General features: G+C 50.3%; 17 protein-coding genes and 1 pseudogene. 3 read left to right on the top strand and 15 right to left on the bottom strand.

Translation table 11 applies throughout. From position 1 onward, the window contains the following. The first annotated feature begins 6 nt into the window (after positions 1-6). Positions 7-1,323: a glutamate-1-semialdehyde 2,1-aminomutase gene (locus BLS15_RS14100; RefSeq protein ID WP_021252241.1), complete on the top strand. Its 1,317-nt coding sequence runs from the start codon at positions 7-9 to the stop codon at positions 1,321-1,323. Between the two features lie 108 nt (positions 1,324-1,431). Here BLS15_RS14100 and BLS15_RS14095 read toward each other — a convergent pair whose 3' ends face one another. From BLS15_RS14095 to BLS15_RS14055, 9 genes are all read right to left on the bottom strand, one after another. Then, complete coding sequence (locus tag BLS15_RS14095) at positions 1,432-2,244, bottom strand: J domain-containing protein (protein ID WP_231515207.1); 813 nt, start codon at positions 2,242-2,244, stop codon at positions 1,432-1,434. Positions 2,245-2,289: 45 nt separating this feature from the next. Continuing rightward, complete coding sequence (locus BLS15_RS14090) at positions 2,290-2,988, bottom strand: helix-turn-helix transcriptional regulator (RefSeq protein ID WP_021252243.1); 699 nt, start codon at positions 2,986-2,988, stop codon at positions 2,290-2,292. 282 nt (positions 2,989-3,270) lie between these two features. After that, entirely contained in the window at positions 3,271-4,722 is a 1,452-nt protein-coding gene (locus BLS15_RS14085; RefSeq protein WP_021252244.1) for a PTS transporter subunit EIIC, read from the bottom strand. 208 nt (positions 4,723-4,930) lie between these two features. Further along, positions 4,931-5,788: a glucose PTS transporter transcription antiterminator GlcT gene (locus BLS15_RS14080; protein WP_021252245.1), complete on the bottom strand. Its 858-nt coding sequence runs from the start codon at positions 5,786-5,788 to the stop codon at positions 4,931-4,933. A 250-nt stretch (positions 5,789-6,038) separates the two neighbouring features. Continuing rightward, complete coding sequence (ptsP, locus tag BLS15_RS14075) at positions 6,039-7,772, bottom strand: phosphoenolpyruvate--protein phosphotransferase (protein WP_021252246.1); 1,734 nt, start codon at positions 7,770-7,772, stop codon at positions 6,039-6,041. 42 nt (positions 7,773-7,814) lie between these two features. Next, positions 7,815-8,075 carry an HPr family phosphocarrier protein gene (locus BLS15_RS14070; protein ID WP_021252247.1) on the bottom strand — a complete coding sequence of 87 codons (261 nt, stop codon included), beginning with the start codon at positions 8,073-8,075 and terminating at the stop codon, positions 7,815-7,817. Positions 8,076-8,168: 93 nt separating this feature from the next. Next, positions 8,169-8,651, bottom strand: a complete 483-nt coding sequence (locus BLS15_RS14065; RefSeq protein ID WP_090512088.1) for a PTS sugar transporter subunit IIA — start codon at positions 8,649-8,651, stop codon at positions 8,169-8,171. A 513-nt stretch (positions 8,652-9,164) separates the two neighbouring features. Further along, the gene (locus tag BLS15_RS14060) at positions 9,165-9,956 is read right to left on the bottom strand and encodes a DeoR/GlpR family DNA-binding transcription regulator (RefSeq protein ID WP_021252249.1); all 792 of its coding nucleotides are present in this window, start codon (positions 9,954-9,956) and stop codon (positions 9,165-9,167) included. A 141-nt stretch (positions 9,957-10,097) separates the two neighbouring features. Then, positions 10,098-11,156, bottom strand: a complete 1,059-nt coding sequence (locus tag BLS15_RS14055) for an SIS domain-containing protein (protein ID WP_028533653.1) — start codon at positions 11,154-11,156, stop codon at positions 10,098-10,100. A 90-nt stretch (positions 11,157-11,246) separates the two neighbouring features. Between BLS15_RS14055 and BLS15_RS14050 the strand changes: the two genes are divergently transcribed. After that, positions 11,247-12,116, top strand: coding sequence for a class II fructose-bisphosphate aldolase (locus tag BLS15_RS14050; protein ID WP_021252251.1), 870 nt, complete (start codon positions 11,247-11,249; stop codon positions 12,114-12,116). A gap of 20 nt (positions 12,117-12,136) precedes the next feature. Then, complete coding sequence (gene pfkB, locus BLS15_RS14045; RefSeq protein ID WP_021252252.1) at positions 12,137-13,069, top strand: 1-phosphofructokinase; 933 nt, start codon at positions 12,137-12,139, stop codon at positions 13,067-13,069. A gap of 67 nt (positions 13,070-13,136) precedes the next feature. Here the strand turns inward: pfkB and BLS15_RS14040 are convergent, their stop codons facing one another. The 6 genes and pseudogenes from BLS15_RS14040 to ptsG form a co-directional block, all read right to left on the bottom strand. Beyond that, on the bottom strand, positions 13,137-14,195 hold the full coding sequence (locus BLS15_RS14040) for a methyltransferase domain-containing protein (protein ID WP_090512083.1): 1,059 nt from the start codon (positions 14,193-14,195) through the stop codon (positions 13,137-13,139). Between the two features lie 666 nt (positions 14,196-14,861). Continuing rightward, positions 14,862-14,915: pseudogene (locus BLS15_RS29965) on the bottom strand (hypothetical protein); the annotation flags it as partial. A 712-nt stretch (positions 14,916-15,627) separates the two neighbouring features. Further along, positions 15,628-16,866 (bottom strand): aminotransferase class I/II-fold pyridoxal phosphate-dependent enzyme, encoded by a 1,239-nt coding sequence (locus BLS15_RS14020; RefSeq protein WP_254777340.1) that lies wholly within the window; start codon positions 16,864-16,866, stop codon positions 15,628-15,630. Beyond that, positions 16,854-17,858 carry a biotin synthase BioB gene (gene bioB / locus BLS15_RS14015; protein WP_021252256.1) on the bottom strand — a complete coding sequence of 335 codons (1,005 nt, stop codon included), beginning with the start codon at positions 17,856-17,858 and terminating at the stop codon, positions 16,854-16,856. The genes BLS15_RS14020 and bioB overlap by 13 nt, the downstream gene beginning before the upstream one ends. Positions 17,859-18,154: 296 nt before the next feature. Continuing rightward, positions 18,155-18,934: a dethiobiotin synthase gene (gene bioD, locus BLS15_RS14010; RefSeq protein WP_090512079.1), complete on the bottom strand. Its 780-nt coding sequence runs from the start codon at positions 18,932-18,934 to the stop codon at positions 18,155-18,157. 436 nt (positions 18,935-19,370) lie between these two features. Next, entirely contained in the window at positions 19,371-21,005 is a 1,635-nt protein-coding gene (gene ptsG, locus BLS15_RS14005; RefSeq protein ID WP_021252258.1) for a glucose-specific PTS transporter subunit IIBC, read from the bottom strand. Positions 21,006-21,131: the final 126 nt, after the last annotated feature.

The raw sequence follows: 21,131 nt of genomic DNA, 5'->3' as shown, positions 1-21,131 counted from the left end.
ATCTACATGACTACGAATCGCAACCGTTCTGCACAACTGTACGAAGAAGCGCTTCAACATATCGTCGGTGGGGTCAACAGCCCTTCCCGCTCATTCAAAGCGGTCGGCGGCGGTGCCCCCGTCTTCATGGAACGCGCACAAGGCGCTTACTTCTGGGACGTAGACGGCAACCGCTATGTTGACTACTTGGCTGCTTATGGCCCTATCATTACAGGTCATGCCCACCCCCATGTTACGAAGGCAATCGTTCGGGCTGCGCAGAACGGTACCTTGTACGGAACGCCGACCGAGCTGGAAATCAAGCTGGCTCGCATGTTGAAGGAAGCTGTTCCGTCTATGGATAAAGTACGCTTCGTCAACTCGGGTACCGAAGCTGTTATGACGACAATTCGCGTAGCCCGCGCTTATACGAAGCGCACGAAGGTTATCAAATTCGCCGGATGCTACCATGGTCATTCGGATCTCGTGCTCGTTGCAGCTGGTTCTGGCCCTTCTACGCTTGGTATTCCGGACAGCGCAGGGATTCCATCCAGCATTGCTAACGAAGTAATCACCGTTCCATTCAACGATCTGGACAGCTTGAAGGAAGCACTGGAGCATTGGGGAGACGATGTGGCAGCCGTGATGGTTGAGCCAATCGTCGGCAACTTCGGCATGGTTATGCCTGCGGAAGGCTTCCTTGAAGGCTTGTGCAAGCTCGCTCGCGAATACGGGGCACTCGTTATCTATGATGAGGTCATCAGCGCATTCCGATTCCATTATGGTTCGGCGCAAACTTACCGCGCCTTCCCTGACTTTGCAGCAATTGAACCAGACTTGACAGCGATGGGCAAAATCATTGGCGGCGGCCTGCCGATCGGCGCCTATGGCGGACGCAAGCATATCATGGAACAAGTTGCTCCGCTCGGCCCTGCATACCAAGCAGGCACAATGGCAGGCAACCCTGCTTCAATCTCAGCCGGCATTGCGTGCTTGGAGGTTCTGCAAGCAGAGGGCGTATACGAGCAAATGGAGGAGCTGGCAATCCGCTTGACGAACGGCATTCAAGAAGGCGCTGACCGTTATGGCGTACCGCTTACGATCAACCGCATTCGCGGCTCCTTCTCGACGCACTTCTGCGATCATCCGGTCACGAATTATGCAGAAGCACAAGAGACGGATACCGAAGCGTTCGGCGCATTCTTCCGTCATATGCTCGATCAAGGCATCTGTCTTGCGCCTTCGAAGTACGAAGCATGGTTCCTGACTACCGAGCATACCGCGGAAGACATCGAGCGTACGATTGAAGCTGCGCATGAAGCGTTCCGCCGCATGAGAGGCTAGTTGTACGAAGAGACGAGTAGCTGAACCTGTTTTCTAAAAAAGAAACGTTATGTACAGTACAGCGCCCCTCCCCATGTGATAAACATAGGACGGGGCGCTTATTATTTATCATCTTGCTGTGGGACTTTCACGGCGAATCCGGCTCGCTTGATACGCATCGTACGCTTCCTTTACCCATGTAAACAAATACGCGCTTCCGCCGTGATCAGGGTGCAGCACCCGCAGCAGCTTGCGGGACTGCTTCCTCACTTGCTTCGCATCCGCTTCTTCAGGGACACCAATTATCGTATGAAAGGTCAAATCCTTACCGGCAGAGGGTGCGTTCACCGATGAACGCGAGCTGTCTCCATAAGTGCGGTTGTATGTATTCCTCTCGCGAGATGCCTCTTCCTCCCATGCGGCCAGCTCCCGCTGCCATGTTGAAAGCACATGCTCCAGCTCATTTTCATCTGTAGGTAGCATGCCTTGCCAGAAGTCGTACTCCATTTGCCTCATTCGCTGTTCGAGCTGATCCATAACATCATTCCGAGCAATTAGTACAGCCTTCACACGCTCCGCTTTGCGAAAGAGCTGAATAATTTGCCGGGTCGCCCATTCTGGTATCTCGGTGGCAAAGGCATGCAGCACCTTAGACATTTCCTGATCACGAACATGAAAGTCCTGAAGGAACTCCATTAGCCATTCCTGTTGGATTACACTCAGGCTGGAGCCGATTTGAACGGCAAACTGAAGCTTAATGCCGCCGTTCTTCAGCTTAGAAGACCAAGACTCTGTCAACTGCTCTAATGCATTCACGATGGAAATCAAATAAGGATCAGTAACTTCAATAGCTTCATTACTTTCATTATTTTCATTACATTCGATCCCGACTGATGTCTCAGCCCCGACATCCTTTTGATCAACCTTCCGCTTCATCATCATTCTCCTTTCCCCAGCAAGCTGCAACCACGCTAAATCGATTCATGCTCAGATGCCTGTATCCTTACATTCCGGTTCAGACCATTCACACAGTTCCCCTGGATCCGGCTCAGCGATACGGAACATACATCTCGTGCCACCTTCCACAATACTTTCTGTCCGGTCAACATCCGCTTGAAGCACCGCGGCAAACATCGACTGCTCGCATCTGCAAGGGGAACCGAATTGAACCGCAACTTGGGAGATCGGGCAGTTGGCCTCTTCCAGCCAATAGCTGCCATCCTCACATCTTCCCCATCTAACCATGTAGCCTTCCTTGTCCTGTAATGCTGCTAATGCACAGATTCTCTCCTCTAAGCTTGCTTGATTCAATAACGGAGCATATCGCCTCTCCAACTTCTGCCTGCGATAATGGAATAGCTGCTCCACCGTATCTTCACCGGATCGCTCCTGCAATTGCTCAAGAATATCGATGATCAGCGCATCATATGCACTGACGAACAACATACTTGCCTTGTCAGCCAGACTATACTCATAGGTAGGTCTTCCTAGCTGCTGACGAATCAGATGAGCATGTACATACCCGCCCTTTTGCAGCGCATATAAATGCCTGCGAACGGCTATAGCCGTCAGTTGAAGATGTCCCGCGATAGCTGGCACCCCGACTGTTCCTTGCTGCTTCAAAAACAATAAAATATTCCGACGGGCTGGATGATTAATCATATTGGCTTGCTGCGTAATCGTCATCGTCCAGCCTCCTTAACTCGCAGGCGCTGCTGGTCTATCATTTTCCTTTGTCCCAATTCCACCATCTCCTTATCCTTCGGTCTGGAACAGCGGTTTGAGTTCCTATGGATGCACGTATAGTATAGAAAATATTTTGCCTTGGATCAACTTTGTTTCCGTAAACAATTATACCTTCTCCTTTAATGCCCTCTTTTTTCGACATACGAAAAAAGCCAGCGGAACAAATCCGCTGGCTTTCTGCCTTGCCATCTTGCCTATGTGACAGTGTCTATTGAACACTGCTTACAGCTTTTTAATTTCTTCCTTCAAGAGCTCGGACTGCGTTCCGAATACAACTTGAACGTTACCCTTGCCAAGCTTCATGACGCCAGCTGCACCGAGGGACTTCAGACCAGCTTCATCCACTACGGAATCATCCTTCAGCGTCAAACGAAGGCGCGTGATGCAGGCCTCATTGACAATGATGTTGTCTTTGCCGCCAATCATCCCCAGCACTTTCACAGCCTTCTCTTGCAGTGTTGCATTGCCGCCGCCAGCTTCAGTCTTGGTGCCTTCGCCTTCAACGTCATCTTCACGTCCAGGCGTCTTCAGGTTCAATACCTTGATGAGGACGCGGAACAAGACGTAGTAAACAACGAAGTATACAAGACCTACAGGGATAAGCATCAGCGGCTTAGTCGCAAGCGGGAAGTTCAACACGTAGTCGATAAATCCTGCCGAGAAGCCGAATCCGAGACGTACGCCAAGCGTTGCCATTACGAAGCCGGAAATACCAGCCAAGATTGCGTGAACGACGAACAACACAGGCGCTACGAACATGAACGCGAATTCAATCGGTTCTGTAATACCTGTCAAGAAGGAAGCAATCGCTGTTCCGATGAAGAGCGATGCAACTGCCTTGCGCTTCTCTGGCTTCGCTGTATGAATAATAGCGAGCGCCGCACCCGGAAGCGCGAACATCATGATTGGGAAGTACCCTGTCATGAATCCGCCAGCTGTCATGTCGCCATGGAAGAAGCGAGCGATATCGCCGCGCCATACTTCGCCAGCTGCGTCCGTGAATGTTCCAAGCTGGAACCAAGGAATTGCATTCAATACATGGTGCAAACCGAACGGAATGAGAAGTCGGTTCGCTGTCAGGTACACCCCGGAACCAACCGCACCAAGCGATACGATCCAGTTGCCGAAGGAATCAAGCGCTGTCTGGACTGGACCCCAGACGATACCGAATGGAATCGCAATCAAGATCATCGTAGCAGAAGTGACAATCGGCACGAAGCGTTTGCCGCCGAAGAAGCCGAGCCAATCTGGAACCTTGATATTGTGATATTTGTTGTACATGAAGGCTGCAATGGAACCAGCCAAGATACCGCCGATAACCCCCATGTCCAGCTTCATATCAGCTGGAATGAATGTAAAGGCTGCCGGAATCTTTGTCAGCACTTTCAGCAAAATCATATGTGCGATAACTGCTGCCAGTACAGCAACCGCGTCTGCGGCAAAGCCTATCGCAACCCCGATTGCGAACAATAGTGCTAGGTTATCAAAAATTGCAGATCCGCCTGCATCAAGGAATGGGGCGATGTATTGGTTCAAGAACCCGCCGACCGTATCCCCCAAGTGAAAATCTTTCACATAGTCAATTTGACCGAAGCGAAGCAGAATCGCCGCCGCCGGCAGAGTTGCAACCGGAAGCATCAATGCACGACCAATTTTTTGCAAAAAGGCTAGCATATGTCGTTCCTCCTTGTGGTGAATAAGTAAAGTATGGATAAAAGGTCAAAAATTTATGCTCTGACCTGTCATCTCCTCCGCCAAAATGTAAGCGCATTAGAGAATATAAAAAAGGCATGAGCTTGCGACGGGACGACATCCAAAAAAATTAGATGTTATCCCCCAGCAAGCTCATGCCTAGTCGAACTAGTAACACGCTTGTCCAGCGTTATTCTGAGTCTTTATGAAATAAACGATATAAATGCATTGCGATGTACGCCGTTTCATCTTCAGGTATTTCGATCTCCAGCTTCTTCGACATTACGTCCGCACATTTCTGTGCGACACTAAATTCGTAAGGCGCCATTTCCTTCAAGTTGTCTCGGAATGGATTCTTCGTGGCATCACCCTGGCGAATTCGTTCCATCGCAAAGCGCAAATGCGTAATTAATCGTAAATAATCAATGCTATCCTTCGGAATGACCCTGCCCCGCTCTCGTTCGATGAGAGCGACCAAATCCTTCAGAAGATGATTATATTGAACAAAGTTCCCGACAGGGACATGGGCAACCGCAGACTGAATATGGATCGTCAAGAAACCAATCTCATCCTCCGGTACCTCTACCTCAAACGTCTTATTAATCAGCTCAGCTGCTTGAGACGCGAGTTCGAATTCCTTCGGGTTCAATGTGCGAATCTCCCATAGAAACGGATTCTCAATCGCTATATTGTTGCGAAGACGATAAAGCGCATATTCGATATGGCTCGGCAAAGCGAGATGAATATGCTCGTTCAAATCCGGCGTCAACTGCTCCGATACGATCGAAATAATCTTCTCCGAAATGACAATGACTTCAGGATCAATTTGACCAAGCAGCATCTGATACTGCGATAAATGCTGTTTGTCCTCGATCACAAAGGTCTTCTCGATTCGTGTATCACTCGTCTCCAAAGAACCTCCGGGCTTTGCCCCAAAGCCGAGCCCTTTCCCCATAAGGATGGTTTCTTTGTTAGCCAACACATCGTTTGCCAATACGACATTGTTGCTTAATGCCCGTACGATTTCAAAGCGACGTTGTTCTGACAAAGTAAGGCTCCTTTCCCCTGAGCGTACACATGGAAGATTACGTTTTGGAAACGTTTTCGATTCGTGCGTCAACTACATCATTCATTCTAGGTGAATCTACAATCAATGTCAACGAATAAATCTAATTTTGTCGAATATGTAGAATTATTGCAGAATATTATTTATTTGTAATTTTATTGACACATATGTAAACGATGAGGTAGCCGGGAAAGGAGCTTATCCTCACCCGACTGCAACATATTCGTTACTATTAGATAGACATTTCTTGAACTGCCGATACACGGTCAACGACCATAACTTGAATCTCTTCAGCCGTCTCCAGCATCAACGCTTCTTCCGCTAGCTTGCGCATCTCTTCACGGTTCAAGCGGCTCAGCAGTACACGTACTGGAAGTACAGAGCTTGCACTCATGCTGAATTCATCAAGACCAAGACCGAGCAGGATCGGAACAGCCTTCAGGTTGCCAGCCATTTCACCGCACATGCCAGCCCACTTGCCTTCTTTGTGCGCAGCATCGATAACCATCTTGATCAAGCGCAGTACCGCTGGGTTGAATGGCTGAGTCAAGTGGGATACTTGCTCGTTCATCCGGTCAGCAGCCATCGTGTATTGTACCAAATCGTTCGTACCGATAGAGAAGAAGTCAACTTCCTTCGCCAATTGATCTGCAATAATCGCAGCAGCAGGAACCTCGATCATCATGCCGACTTCCATCTCTTTATTGTACGCAATGCCTTCTGCATCCAGCTCTGCTTGCGTCTCTGCCAGAATCGCATTTGCTTCGCGAAGCTCGCTCAGCGTAGAGATCATTGGGTACATCAGCTTTATGTTGCCTTTGGCGCTTGCACGAAGGATCGCACGAAGCTGTGTCTTGAACAGATCTTTACGATCCAAGCATAAGCGAATCGCACGGTATCCAAGGAATGGGTTCATTTCCTTCGGAAGCGGCAAGTAAGGCAGCTCCTTGTCCCCGCCGATATCCAATGTACGGATCACGACTGGCTTCTCCGTTCCAAGTGTTTCACATACGGCAACATAAGAGTTGTATTGTTCCTCTTCAGATGGGAAGTTGTCACGACCCATGTACAGGAATTCTGTACGGTACAAGCCTACACCCTCAGCACCGTTGTTGCGTGCGCCAAGCGCATCTTGTGGGTTGCCGATGTTTGACACGAGTTCAACCTCATGACCATCAGCTGTGATCGAAGGTTTGTCTTTGTACAGCTTCATCTCTTCCTGACGCTTCTCAAACTTCACCTTCTTCTCTTGGTAAGTTGCAATCGTATCCGAATCTGGATTGATCAGGATAATGCCGCTTGAACCATCGAGAATGATCATGTCGCCGTTCTTCACTGTAGACGTAGCGTCCTGCAAGCCGACAACCGCAGGAATCTCCATCGAGCGTGCCATAATGGCCGAGTGGGAAGTACGACCGCCAATGTTCGTCGCAAAGCCTGCTACCTTGCTGCGATCCAGCTGGGCTGTATCGGAAGGAGTCAAGTCATGTGCGAAGAGCACTACTGCCTCTTCGAAGTCATTCAGAGAAGCAGATTTCTTGCCGGACAATAGACCGAGTACACGCTTGCTCACATCGCGGAAGTCCGCTGCACGCTCACGCATATATTCACTGTCCATGCTGCTGAAGATGTCGACCAGCTGCTGAGTCACTTCCGAAAGAGCGAACTCTGCATTTACCTTCTCACTGCGAACCTTCTCAATCGCTTGCCCAACAAACTCTTCATCTTGCAATACAAGGATATGTGTAGCGAAGATTTCAGCTTGATGCTCGCCTAATTTTTTCGCTGTGTCTTCTTTGATCTGCTCCAGTTCGTTCATAGCCTGCTGTACAGCTGTCTGCAAGCGAGTTGCTTCTGCCTGTACATCATCAACCTGCTTGCGCTCAACCTCAGATGTATCGTGCTCCAGGATGAATGCTTGGCCGATGGCATAACCGGATGCAGCTGGAATACCTTGAAGTAGCATCGGTTCCTCCACTCCTTTTTCCGCGTTAATGATTACGTTCTATTAGTCCAATACGGATTCGATTACTGCGCCTACTGCTTCAACTGCTTCAGCAGCCTTATCGCCTTCAGCAGATACTGTTACTGTGTCGCCAGCTTTCATACCGAGTGTCAATACGCCAGTGATGCTTTTTGCGCTTACTTTGCGGCCGTTGAATTCGATTGTAATTTGCTCTCCTGCAAATTCAGCAGCTTTCTTCATGATTGCGCCCGCTGGACGAGCGTGGATACCTTGTGGATTTTTAATTGTAAATTGTTTTTCCATTGTTATGCCCTCTTTTCGGTAATAGTAGAATGTGTTGCCTCTCTCGCTCAGAACTTAGTTAAGGACTTAGTTTAAAACTTAGTTCAAAACCATCTATTTCAATACAACTTCCATCAATTCATCGGAATCTGCTTTTACATTGCCTGTGTTCGCTTTCAGCTCAGCAACGATGTCGCCGTTTGCTACGATAATTGGTGTTATAACAGGAAGGCCAGCTTCTTTAATTTGTGCAATATCGAACTCGATAAGCGTTTGGCCTTTTTTCACTTTGTCGCCGGATTTCACATGTGGCTTGAACGGTTTTCCTTGCAAGGATACGGTGTTCACACCGATGTGAACGAGTAGTTCCAAGCCGGATTCATGCGCAAGCACCAAGGAATGATGAGAATCGATCAAATGCACGACATGACCGTCGAATGGAGCGATAAATACACCTTGTGTTGGCTCTATAGCAATTCCGTCACCAATAATTTTTTGTGCAAATGCTGGATCTGGAACTTGCTCCAAAGGTACTGCTTGACCTGTGATCGGTGCTGTAATAGAAATTTTCTTTTTCTTTTTACCAAAACCAAACATATTGAGTTCCTCCTTGTATTTAACCATGTGAACTTTCGTCCGTCATTGTGGTTGTTGTGATAACCGACAAAAAAATCCAATTTCTCTTATGAGAAAATAAAAAGGCATGCGCTAAAGCATGCAGTTCACCCCGTGAACGGCCGCTTAGCTCATGCCTAGTCGCACTAGTAACACGCTAATTTCATGTGTAAAGATTCACACCCATTGTATCATGGTGGTTGCGCGGGATGCAAGCGAGCGGACTGTTGGTGAAATCTAGTCGATTCGTCCATCCTCAAGTGGCTGCTGAGTTATGCGGTATCCATAAGATGTGCGTTCTGGATACAAATCATACCGTCTGCGATTCGCCATGGTTTCAATACAAATATACCCACTATATCCACATTTGCACCACATGATTGGGTGTTTAATTGATGATTACATCTTATTGCATATCATACGCAGCACTGGAGAAAACGTTTCAAACCGCATATGACACAAGTTTTTCATTCTTTCTCCACCCTTAACAGCTGATTACTGTTCGTCCCCCGCATAATAGCAAGATACCCCCATCTGTTGCAAGGTGCTGACCATATCGTCCGGCAATAGGCTGTCCGTTATGCATCCCGTAAGCCCATCTACAGTAGTCACTGTAAATAACGATGCTTTGCCCACCTTCGTATGATCGAATACCGCGAAAGTCTGCTGCGCTTGGCGCATTAGCATGCGGGCCGTCTGGGCTTCCAGCTCGGAATACGTGGTGATCCCTTTCGTTGTCGAGAACCCGTCTATTCCCATGAACAGCTTCTCAATATTCAAATGTTCAATCGTCCGTTCTGCTAATGGCCCGCACAGCTCGAAGCTGTTGCTGCGCATTACGCCTCCGATGACAACAACTTGAATTCCCTCACAATCAGACAGCTCCATCGCAATATTGACTGCATTGGTTACAACGGTAATCCCTTGGCGCTGCTTCAATAGCCGAGCTAGCAGGAATGTCGTCGTTCCCCCAGTCAAGCAGATGCTGTCGCCTTCTTCAATGAAATCCAAGGCTCGTCTTGCGATCGCTTCCTTCTCCAGCCACAGCAATTGACGCTTCTCGTCGAAGGAGACTTCTCTTACCGTGCCTGGCCCTTCAAGCAGCGCACCACCAATTGTGCGGATCAGTTCCCCCTTGCGCTCCATGAGATCCAAATCACGGCGGGCCGTAGCTTCCGAACATTCGAACCGATCTATGATTTCTGATATCGTGATGCGTCCATTCTGCTTCATGACTTGCAGGATTTGCTGGCGTCGCAATTCACCCTTGGATAACGATTCACTCATAACTTACACTCCATCCGTTCCATAATCATACCTGTGTCGGGGCTTGCTTCTCTTTATGAAGAAACGCGATCCTAAAGCAAAGGTGCGAGCTGCTATCTGTTCCTGCAACCTTGATGCTTAGCCTGAACGGCTCGTTCTGCTTTAAATGGATACGAACTGCGTCAAGTTCCGTGGATCATCCGGATTCAAGCCCCGCTTGAGCGCTGTGTAATATCCGTTATATTGAACAAAAGGCAGGTACAGCACTGCACGCGCTTCATCGCTTGCGTCCACATGGCCAAGCTCAATGACCTTGTCTGCAAATGCAGTGTCCGCACCCGCTTGCGCTGTTACAATGACAACTTTCGCCCCGTACGCCTTCATTTCTTGCGCTACCTTGAGTTCGTAGGCACGAGCACTCTCCGATAAGAGCAGCACAATCTGCGTTCCTGGCTCAACAATCGACTTCGGTCCGTGACGGAATTCCAATGTGCCGTATGCTTCTGTCCACGTGTAGGTCATTTCCTTCAGCTTCAGGCAAGCTTCCAATGCCAATCCATACAATGCGCCCATACCCAAGTAAATCGTCTTATCAAATTGATTGCTCTTCACCCACGCAGATGTCGTGTCATCCGCCATTGTAACGAAGGCACTGCTGGATTGCAACACTCCCTCAAGCTCGGACAATTCCTTCGTCCGTCCTACACCCAGTGCAATTGCCGCCTGCATCATGAACGTCATGCTGCTGAGCGATTTCGTCATAACTGTGCTCTTCTCAGCGCCTAGCGGAGATACAAGACATGGCGTCATTTGCGCCATCTTGCTGTTCGGATGACAAGTAATGCCGCATGTTGTCCAATGCGTCAAGTCCTTGACGGAATCCAGCGCCAGAATCACTTCATGGGATTCGCCGGAGCGAGATACACCCACAAGCAGCACCTTCTTCGATGGCGTCACCGTCTGCTCGCGAAACAAGAACAGATCAGAGGACGGATGTGCAGCTGCACTTCTTCCTGTCCACTTGCGGTATGTTGCCGCCATTGTCATTGCTTGGTACCAAGAAGACCCGGAACCAATGAATACAACCTCTTCAAATTGATCGTTTCCTATATATTGATCTACCCAATCCTTCTGATTGTGCAGCTGATCCCAAGCCGCTTGCAGCGCCGCCGCTTGATCGCTGATTTCCCGGTACGTATGTGTATCAAGATGGTTTGACATATCACAAATTCCTCCCTTATAATCAACTTAATGAAATTATAAATCATTATTTTGATTGTTTCAATCATTTATATGCAGGAGGTTACGGAAATGGGACATCTTATCAGCTCTACATCCATGCTCCAAGCTGCACGTGAACAAGGATTCGGAATTACTGCATTTAATGTACATACACTGGAAATGCTGCAAGCGGTCGTGGAAGCTGCGGAAGAGACGAATACACCGCTTATCTTGCAGACAACAGTCGGAACCGTAAAGCATCTAGGACCAGAATATATTGTAGCTGCCGCTCAAACAGCAGCGAAGCAAGCTTCTATACCCATCGCATTGCATCTGGATCACTGCACAGACTATGAACTGCTCGTTCAATGTATCCGCGCAGGCTATACATCTGTTATGATTGATGCTTCCATGCATCCTTATGAAGAGAACGTTCGCCGTACGCAAGAGGTCGTGAAGGTAGCAATTGCTGCTGGCGTCAATATCGAGGCGGAACTGGGCAAGGTCGGCGGCGTGGAGGATGACATTGTCGTCGAGGAAGAGGATGCGCGTCTGGCTGTTCCTGAAGAATGCGTGGCATTCGTAGAAGCGACAGGTGTTCCAACGTTGGCTCCTGCTATCGGAACTGCGCACGGCATTTATAAAGGCGAACCGAAAATCGCCTTCGATCGCCTAGAGCAAATTTATAAGCAAGTTAGCGTACCACTCGTACTGCACGGCGGCTCCGGTATTCCTGAGGAGCAAGTGAAGCGCTGCGTGAAGCTGGGCATGGGTAAGATGAACGTCGCAACAGAGCTGCGCATCGCCTTCTCGAACGCGATCAAAGATGTGTTCACAGCGAACCCAGACGAGAATGACCCACGCAAATATATGGTGCCTGCGAAGCAAGCGGTGAAGGAACTGGCAATCCGCAAGATGGAAATGGCGGGCTGCATCGGGAAGGCGAGCGCCGTTCGCTAATCGCGGCTGGAGGATTGAAGATGATTACAACTGTTACCCTTAATGCAGCTATTGATAAGACCTATTACATTCCCGGATTCGGCAGTAATGCGCTGTATCGGGCTGATGAGACACTTGCTACGGCAGGAGGCAAAGGGATCAATGTCGCTCGCGTCATCCATGCATTAGGAGAAGAAGTGACGGCGACTGGATTCGTGGCCGGCTACAATGGCATGGCTATCGTGGACATGCTTCGTCAGGAAGGTATTCAGGCAGATTTCCTCTCCGTGTCCGGAGAATCCCGCCTCTGTCTGAACATTATTGATCCGGTAGGAGGCTCGCAGACGGAGCTGCTGGAAGCTGGGCCTGTGATCACACCGGAAGCGATTGAGGCCATGAAGGCTAAGATCGAAGAGCTTGCTTCTCGTTCTTCTCATATGGTCTTCTCTGGCAGTATGCCGAAGGGATGCGACACAGATCTATATGCCAACTTGATTCAGATCGCGCGAAGCCAAGGCGCGATTCCGATCTTGGATACGAGTGGCGATGCACTGATCGCAGGCATCCAGAGCAAGCCTTACTTGATTAAACCAAACGAGCATGAAGTTACGAAGCTCACGGGTGGTTCTGCCGACAATGAGGACGAGATCGTACGAGCCGTTCAGCAGCTCATGCAGGATGGTATTTCCAATGTGATCGTCTCCCTTGGCGAGCGAGGTGCTCTGGCAGGCTGTGATGGGAGATTGTATGGCGTATCCATCCCGCGCGTAGAGGCCGTTAATGCTGTAGGAAGCGGAGACTCTATGGTTGCGGGACTCGTCGTCGCAGATCATCGCGGCTGCTCTCCTGAAGAGAGGCTGAAGCTTGGCGCCGCTTGCGGTACAGCGAATGCGCTTATGCCTTCAGCCGGTATGGTGAAACTGTCTGACGTGGAATCCCTTCTACGTGACATACAGGTTACCTGCTTTTCTTAATTTGTCCTGTCACAGAACGTTCGAACGGTCGTGGGCACTGTCAACCGAGACAGTCGCAGCACGGCCGTTATTTGTATCGCCTACAACGGCGGTCACTTCCTTCAATCCCCGAAATACTAGGTATGCAGCCCCTCTGGGTAAGGCAATATGCTACTTCATAAGTAAGCGGAACTCGCCCATCGTCCTGCTGGAATGTTGCTTGATAGGCTTGCAGCATCGCATGAATGAGCTCCCTGCTGGTTGTACCCTTACGTTGTCCATCACCCATTGTTCTAGCATCGTTGTGTGCGAGAACTGCATTTCCAGCACCGACACGTCTCACCTGCGCGAGTGCAGTTCGAACATCAGGAAATGTATAGCGATAGCTGCTTGTCTCCCAACGAATTGCAGGGCCATCTCCTCCATGTTCGAGCAGCCATGTCATCCAATCTTCCTTATTCGGATAGCTCTGGCCGTGAGGTTGGGTAGGAAAACCAAGCAGCGCTTCCGCTTGGCGGAAAGCGTCATGCAGCTCTCTCACCGTTCCTGGAAAGAAGGTAGCAAACGCCAATAGCCCGCCAGGAGCCAGCAATTGCAGCAAGCGATGAGTTGTATCAGCCGGGAAATTGAACCACTGGAAAGCTGCGCTAGACGCAATAATGTTGAAGGTTGGCCTCCCCGTCCCCTTCTGCCCACAAGCACTCTCCAGCCAGGCTTCCGCATCGGCAGTGATAAGATGTATGTTGGCAGGTGAGACTCCCGCATGTGTCAGCTTCGTACTAGCCCGCTCCAGCATGCGCGAAGACAAGTCCACCAGCGTGAGCTCCGCTCCCGGAAAGGCACGCGCTAATCGTTCCGACAGCATCCCCGTCCCGCATCCGATATCAAGAATGCGCACTGCACAGCTTACTTCATCGATCGATGCAGTCATTTTATCAAGGTCTATGTCGTAAATTAGTGACTCCGTATTAGGAGGATTCCCTTGTGGTGTTCCTTCAGATAAGGGCGGTCTTATAGTCTGACACATACGCTCGACCAGCTCATCCGCCATTACCCGCTGCACTTCGGCATAACGGTCATACTCTTTAGCGTGCCGATCAAAGCGCTGCCGCACGATTCGTTTGTCCACATTCGCCCCCGCAAACATCACGCCCCCCCTCCCTGTTCCATCTGAAAATCATCGAATAGCGACCCCTTCGATGATGCGCTGCACCACATGCGTATATGGTGCAGCCATTGCGCCGTCTGCGTAGCGAACGGCGCATGCCCGGCGTGCGGGAGCACCACGAACCGCGCGTGGCCGCACGTCGCTTGTGCCCGCTGCTGCGCAGCAAGCGGGCATACGCTGTCGTTCGCGCCATGAAGCCAGTACAGGCGCGGATCATCCGGTGCGTCGGTAAGACGCGCCCACGCCCGCTCAAGGTCGGCCTGCTGCAAGTAGGCCAGACCTGCATCAAGCCCCGCGGGCGTGATGTCCTGGCCGAGAGCTGCCGTGTGCTCCAGCAGCCAGCGGCAGCTCTCGGCGCTCGCGCGCTCCGCCGCAGCCGGAATACACTCCGCGAACGCGCGGAGTGTATCCGCCGGCGCAGCTTGCGCCAAGCGGCGGCGCATGCGCCGGACGACCCGGTCTGGCCAGCCGGCCTGACCTGTGTCGTCAATGAAGCGCAGCGTGGTTCCCGTCAGAATGACGCTGCGCACAACGGGCAGGCGAACAGCTGCGACATAGTCGCCCATGCAACCTGTTCGCCCAATCCCCCGCTCATGCTCTTGCTTTTGTTCTTGCACTTGCTCTTGCTCTTGCTTTCGCTCCTGCTCATGCACTTGGTTTTGCACTTGGTTTTGCACTTGGTTTTGCACTTGGTTTTGCACTTGGTTTTGCACTTGGTTTTGCACTTGGTTTTGCACTTGTTCTTCCATTGGCTCTAGCATCTGCTCTTGCTCTCGATGACTCTCCAGTTCTTTCTCCTGCTTTTGTTCATGTACCTGCACTTGCTCTTGCTCTTGCTCTTGCCTTTGCTTTCGCTCCTGCTCTTGCCCTTGATCTTGCTCCCACGCTTTATTCAGCCCGATGTCCGATGCCTCGCGCCATTCAGTCAGCAGCTCTAGCAGCAGCATGCCGCCCATCGACCAACCAATCGCATGCCATTCCCCTTCCGGCTCATCTTCAAACGGCCGTCGAACCGCAGCCAGCAGCTCTGCAACTGTACTCGCATCAGCATACGACACATAACGATGCTCGAACTCAGGCAGCATCGCTGCAAGATGCCTCCACACCGAAGAGGACATTCCCCAGCCATGTACCCATAACAGCTTCGGTTTAAATGGGAGCTTCAATGATGCCGCAACTTGCATGCAGCCTTTTTCAAATCTTGTCGATTGAATCTCCATCCTCCCCATATCCCCTTCAGCATGGACGGTATGATAGCATACATATTTCATGCCATCGCTTTCTTCTTTCTTCATCCATATATCAACCTCTATCTTCATGCTCTATCCCGCATCAATTTTTAATTTCTAGTTTTGCATCTTTATCCTCTATATTTCTAAGTTTATATCCTTTACTGTCGCCGATCAGCGTGTTACGCTTCCTGCCATTGATTCGCAGCGTCCACAACCCTATCTGCTGCCCGCAGCAGCTCCTCATCCTGATGCAGCGGAGACGGTGCGAACCGGATGCGCGCTGTACCCTCCGGCACAGTTGGGGGGCGAATCGCAAGACCCGCTACGCCAGCTTCAGTCAGAGCCGCGCTTACCGCAACTGCTCTCTGATCAGAGCCGAGCATGACGGGAACGATATGACTGTCCCCTTCTCCCGTGTCGAGGCCGCCAGCCTGCAATCGCGTACGAAAGAGCGCCACCTTATGCATCAACTTCGAACGAGCCTGGCCTGCAGCGCGCACTTCCCTAAGCCGTGAGCGCACAAGCGCTGCCACAAACGGCGGCAAACCCGTATTATAGATAAAAGTTCGAACATGGTTCACAAGATACCTAATCACAATATCCTCCGCAGCGACATAGGCACCGACTGCCCCGAAAGCCTTGCCGAACGTGCCCATAATGATATCCACATGCCCATGAATGCCAAGCTCATGACAGAGTCCTTCCCCCTCGGCACCGTACACACCGCCACTATGCGCCTCATCCACCATCAGGATTGCACCGTACCGCTCCTTCAACATAACTAGCTCTTCCAGCGATGCCCTTGTTCCATCCATGCTGAACACCGCATCGGTCACAATCAGCTTGCGTGACGCCCTCCCCGCCCCTGATGCACCAACCGTCCACTTCTTCAATTGGTCTTCCAGTCGATTGAGATCGCGATGCGGGTAGCGAACATGCGCTGCACGACTTAGCACAATCCCATCCACAATGCTCGCATGATTAAGTCGATCACTAAATACTACGTCGTGACGACCAACAAGCGCAGGGATGATTCCCGCATTAGCCATATATCCACTTGAGAAAATGAGACATGCCTCCGTCTGCTTGAAATCCGACATCTCCCGCTCTAATGCCTCATGTTGAGGATCATGCCCTGTAATGAGGCGCGAAGCCCCAGACCCGATCCGCAACCCCGGCTCCCCCAGTTCTACAGCTTCCTCATTCAACGATCGCCACATTGTCTCAGATATCCAAGGGTACAGCCCCAAGTAATAGTTGGAGGCAAGATTAAGCACCCTCTTCCCATCACGACTCACCCAGCCATCTGGCAGCCAAGTTGTCTGCGTCAATTGGCGCAGCCTTCCTAACTGCTCACGTTCCGCCAATTGCTCGCGCATCCATGCCCAGCGGTCAGTCCCAGAACTTATAGCGCGCATCGTTCAATCTCAAATCCGAGATCTTCGATCATCCGGTGATCTTCTGTTGCTTCCTGCCCTTCTGTCGTCAAGTAGTCGCCGACAAAAATGGAATTAGCCGCATAGAGCGCTAACGGCTGCAAGGAACGCAGATTCACTTCACGACCTCCGGATGCCCGAATCTCCTTCGATGGGCAGACGAAGCGGAACATCGCCAATGCCTTCAAGCAGCGGCGCGGATCCAATTCATTCAGATGAGCCAGTGGCGTACCAGGTATTGAATTTAAGAAATTGATTGGAATCGAATCTGCATCCAGCTCGCGCAAGGAAAAGGCCACATCCACCAACTGCTCGTCAGTCTCCCCCATCCCCATAATGACACCTGAACACGGAGACATACCTGCTGCCTTGGCTGTACTCACCGTATGTACTCGATCCTCATACGTGTGCGTTGAAGTGATATGCGAATAATGATCGGCACTCGTATTCAAATTGTGGTTGTAACGATCAACGCCAGCCTGCTTCAGCCGATCCGCCTGTTCTTGCGAGAGTATCCCTAGGCACGCGCATATTTTCATTGGCATCGTCGTCTTGATTTCTTCTACAGCTGCAACGACCTGATCCAACTCCCGCTTCGTAGGCCCCCGCCCACTGGCGACAATGCAATACGTCCCCACCTTCATTTCCATCGCTTTGCGCGCACCGTCCACAAGTGTAGCCTTCTCCAGCATTGTATACTTCTCGATTGGGGCATCGGATTGAGTCGACTGTGAGCAATACCCGCAATCTTCCGGGCAATAACCGCTCTTTGCATTAATAATCAAGTTCAGTTTCACCTTATTGCCGTAATAATGCCGCCGCACCTGGTACGCCCCATCCATAATGGCAAGCAGCTCACTATCCTTAGCCTGCAGAATGGATAGCGCCTCCTCACGCGATAATACCTTCCCCTCAATGATCTCTGCTGCAAGACCGCGCCAATCCATACCCGCCTTTACCAACTGTTCCTTCATCCTCATCTCTCCCTTAAAGGTTGTGACATCCTCATTTCATCTTCGCTCCATCTGTAGAACGTTGCATCTATCTATGTCTATCCATTTATGTATCTGCATTTATGTATCTGCATTTATGTATCTGCATTTATGTGTCTGCATTTTTGTGCCTGCACCTCTGCGTCTATATCTATGTGCTTATATCTTTGTCTATATCTATGCGTCTACATCTCTATATCGTTGCGTCTACATCACTGTGCTACATCTTTGTGTCTATCCATCTCTATGTCTATCCTTCGTTATGTCCCCAGTACCGTTTATATCCGCTTCCGCAGCCAATCCATCATTTTCTCCATTCGGACAAAGGATTCAAGCCACTGCTCTCGCCAAGCCACCCAAGCTTCCATTTCCACTGCTTGAGCATCGGCAGGCTGCATTAGCCAGGGAACAATCCCGCATACGGGCACACCAGCCATGGCCTCAATCATCCGAGCATTTTCCGCAATCTCTCGCTCATCTGCCAATGACCGCGGTCCGCTGAATACGACTGCTATATCCGTGATGCCTCGCTCCCTCGCATACTGCACTGCTGTCACCGTATGGCTTACTGTCCCTAAACCGGGCGAGGCTACGAGCAGAACCGGTGTACCCAGTTCGCGAGCAGCGTCAGCCATCGTGTACTCTGCGCTGAACGGTACTGCGATCCCTCCCGCTCCTTCAACCAGCAAAAAGGAACCATCCTCCTGCCGTCTCCGTCCTTCCTCCAGCAAGCGCCCGAATGCAAATGGAACCCCCGCCCGTTCAAACGCCATCCATGGCGCCAACGGATCTGGCAGCGTCCATGTCACGATCTCTTCTTCCGGTGTCTCTAACAGTCCGCTTCCCATTCGCAGACGATAGCTGTCTGCCTCAGGATCACCTAAGGTTACCCCGCTCTGTACCGGCTTCCATATTCGAATTCGACGCTGGCATATCTCGCGGCAGTACACCCCTATTCCTGCGGTCACAATCGTTTTCCCTATCCCAGTTCCTGTGGAGGATATAAATAACCCTCTTAAGAAATGGTGTTTCTCGTCTGTATGTATATATGGAACCATATGCAGCACCTCCTCAACGTTAACCGTAAAAATAAATATATAGTTAACATTTCAGAAATATATTTTACCTAATGATTTCTCAAAGGACAAGAGTTTGTTAACCAAATATTATGTTAATGGGTTAACGATTATGTTGTAGTAACGGAAAATTTCTAATCAATACCTACACATACACATCACACTTTACTGTGATCATGAGCCTACCAAGCAGGAGAAGTTTTTGGGAGATGTTGTTGTGAATCCAGATAACAAGCCTTACAATCAAAAATCCCCCCACAACTCAAGTTGTGAGGGGACAGTCATCATCAATCACTGACATTCAGTTCGAAGCTGCTTGTATTTCTCAGTTGCCTCATTCGGTTGCCAGCAATCAGGTATATAAAACAGGTTGTACGTCTTACTTCTACGCCTTATTTCTATAGCTTTCTTCTAAGCGCTATCGAGTATCACCCGTATCGCGATCCGATGTCTGACGACTGTCTCGATCCTTTGGCTCTGTATCTGCATCACGATGAACTTCTGCATCTCCATCGTCAGGCCTCAGCTCCATCGATTCCTGCGTGATGAGCTCATTAATCTGATGCTTAATAGTTTCAGAGCGCGTACCGAATATCGCCTGTACGCTGTTGCCGACCTCAAGAACCCCAGAGGCTCCGAGCTCCTTCAGACGATCCTTATTCACATCACCGGAATCCTTCACCTGTACACGAAGACGCGTAATACATGCATCGAGGGAAGCAATGTTCTCCTTGCCGCCAAGCGCATTCAAAATGCCGCGTGGCAGTTCATTGGAGGCGGCTGACCCCGTAGCTGCGGCAGCTGCTGGAGCTGTGTCTTCACGTCCCGGTGTTCGTAAATTGAACTTGCGAATTGCGAAGCGGAAGCCAAAGTAATAGATGACGGCGAGCACAAGCCCAACCGGAATAACGAGCCAGTAAGGCGTTCGATTCTGCAAGACGCCGAACAACAAATAGTCAATAACGCCGCCCGAAAACGTCATGCCGATCTTGACGCCAAGCAAATGCATGGTTAAGAACGACAGCCCCGCAAACACCACATGCACAGCAAATAGTAAAGGAGCAACGAACAGGAATGAGAACTCGAGCGGCTCCGTAATTCCTGTCAAAAAAGAAGTTAGTGCAGCCGAACCCATCAAGCCTGCTACTACGGCTTTGTTCTCCTTGCGCGCTTCATGATAGATTGCCAGTGCAGCCGCCGGGAGTCCGAACATCATGAATGGAAATTTACCAGTCATGAAGGTTCCGGCTGTTAGAGGCACCCCATCCTTTAACTGGGCAAAAAATATTTTCTGGTCGCCGCGAATGAGCTGCCCTGCCTTGTCCATATATTCCCCAAATTCGAACCAAAATGGAGAATAGAAAATATGATGCAGCCCAAACGGGATCAGTGCCCGCTCACAAATACCAAATATGAACGCGGCCAGCGCTCGATTCGAATCAAGCAAAGAATGCGAGAAGGCATTCAAGCCATGTTGAACAGATGGCCAGACGAACACCATGATGATACCGATAATGAGCGAGGTTACAGCCGTAATAATTGGTACGAACCGTTTGCCAGCGAAGAAGCCCAAATAAGATGGCAGCTCAATCGTGAAAAATCGCTGGTAGAGAACAGCTGCGACAATCCCGATTATAATCCCGCCGAACACTCCCGTTTGCAGAGTCGGAATACCTTGAATCGTAGCATATGCCGAATTGCCAGCCACAACATCAGGTGTAACGTTCATCATGACCTTCATCGTTACGTTCATAACGAAGTAACCAACGATGGCCGCCAAGCCCGCTACCCCGTCTCCACCAGCAAGACCGATGGCAACGCCAACCGCGAACAAGAGAGATAAGTTATCGAATACGATGCCTCCCGCTTGCTCCATGACGTTCGTGATGACACTGACTGCACTATTTCCAAGCCAAGGTAGTCTCGCAATCATATCCGGATTGCGCAGCGCATTGCCGATGCCAAGCAAAATACCTGCCGCAGGCAGGATGGCGACAGGCAGCATAAGCGCCTTGCCTACTTTCTGCAACACGCCGAACGCTGATTTGAACATGTGATTCAACCCCTCATCGCATCAAGGTATGTAAGTACGCTAAGTACGCCTTACCTTTCCCTAGTGCAGGAAAAAGTATGCAATCCGATGAAATATGCTAGATCAGACAGTGTAGGGATGTCGTAG

Source organism: Paenibacillus sp. cl6col, assembly GCF_900102125.1.
Lineage (GTDB): Bacteria > Bacillota > Bacilli > Paenibacillales > Paenibacillaceae > Paenibacillus_B > Paenibacillus_B suaedae.
Note: the sequence above shows the minus strand (reverse complement) of the source record. Positions and strands in the feature narration are given on the sequence as shown.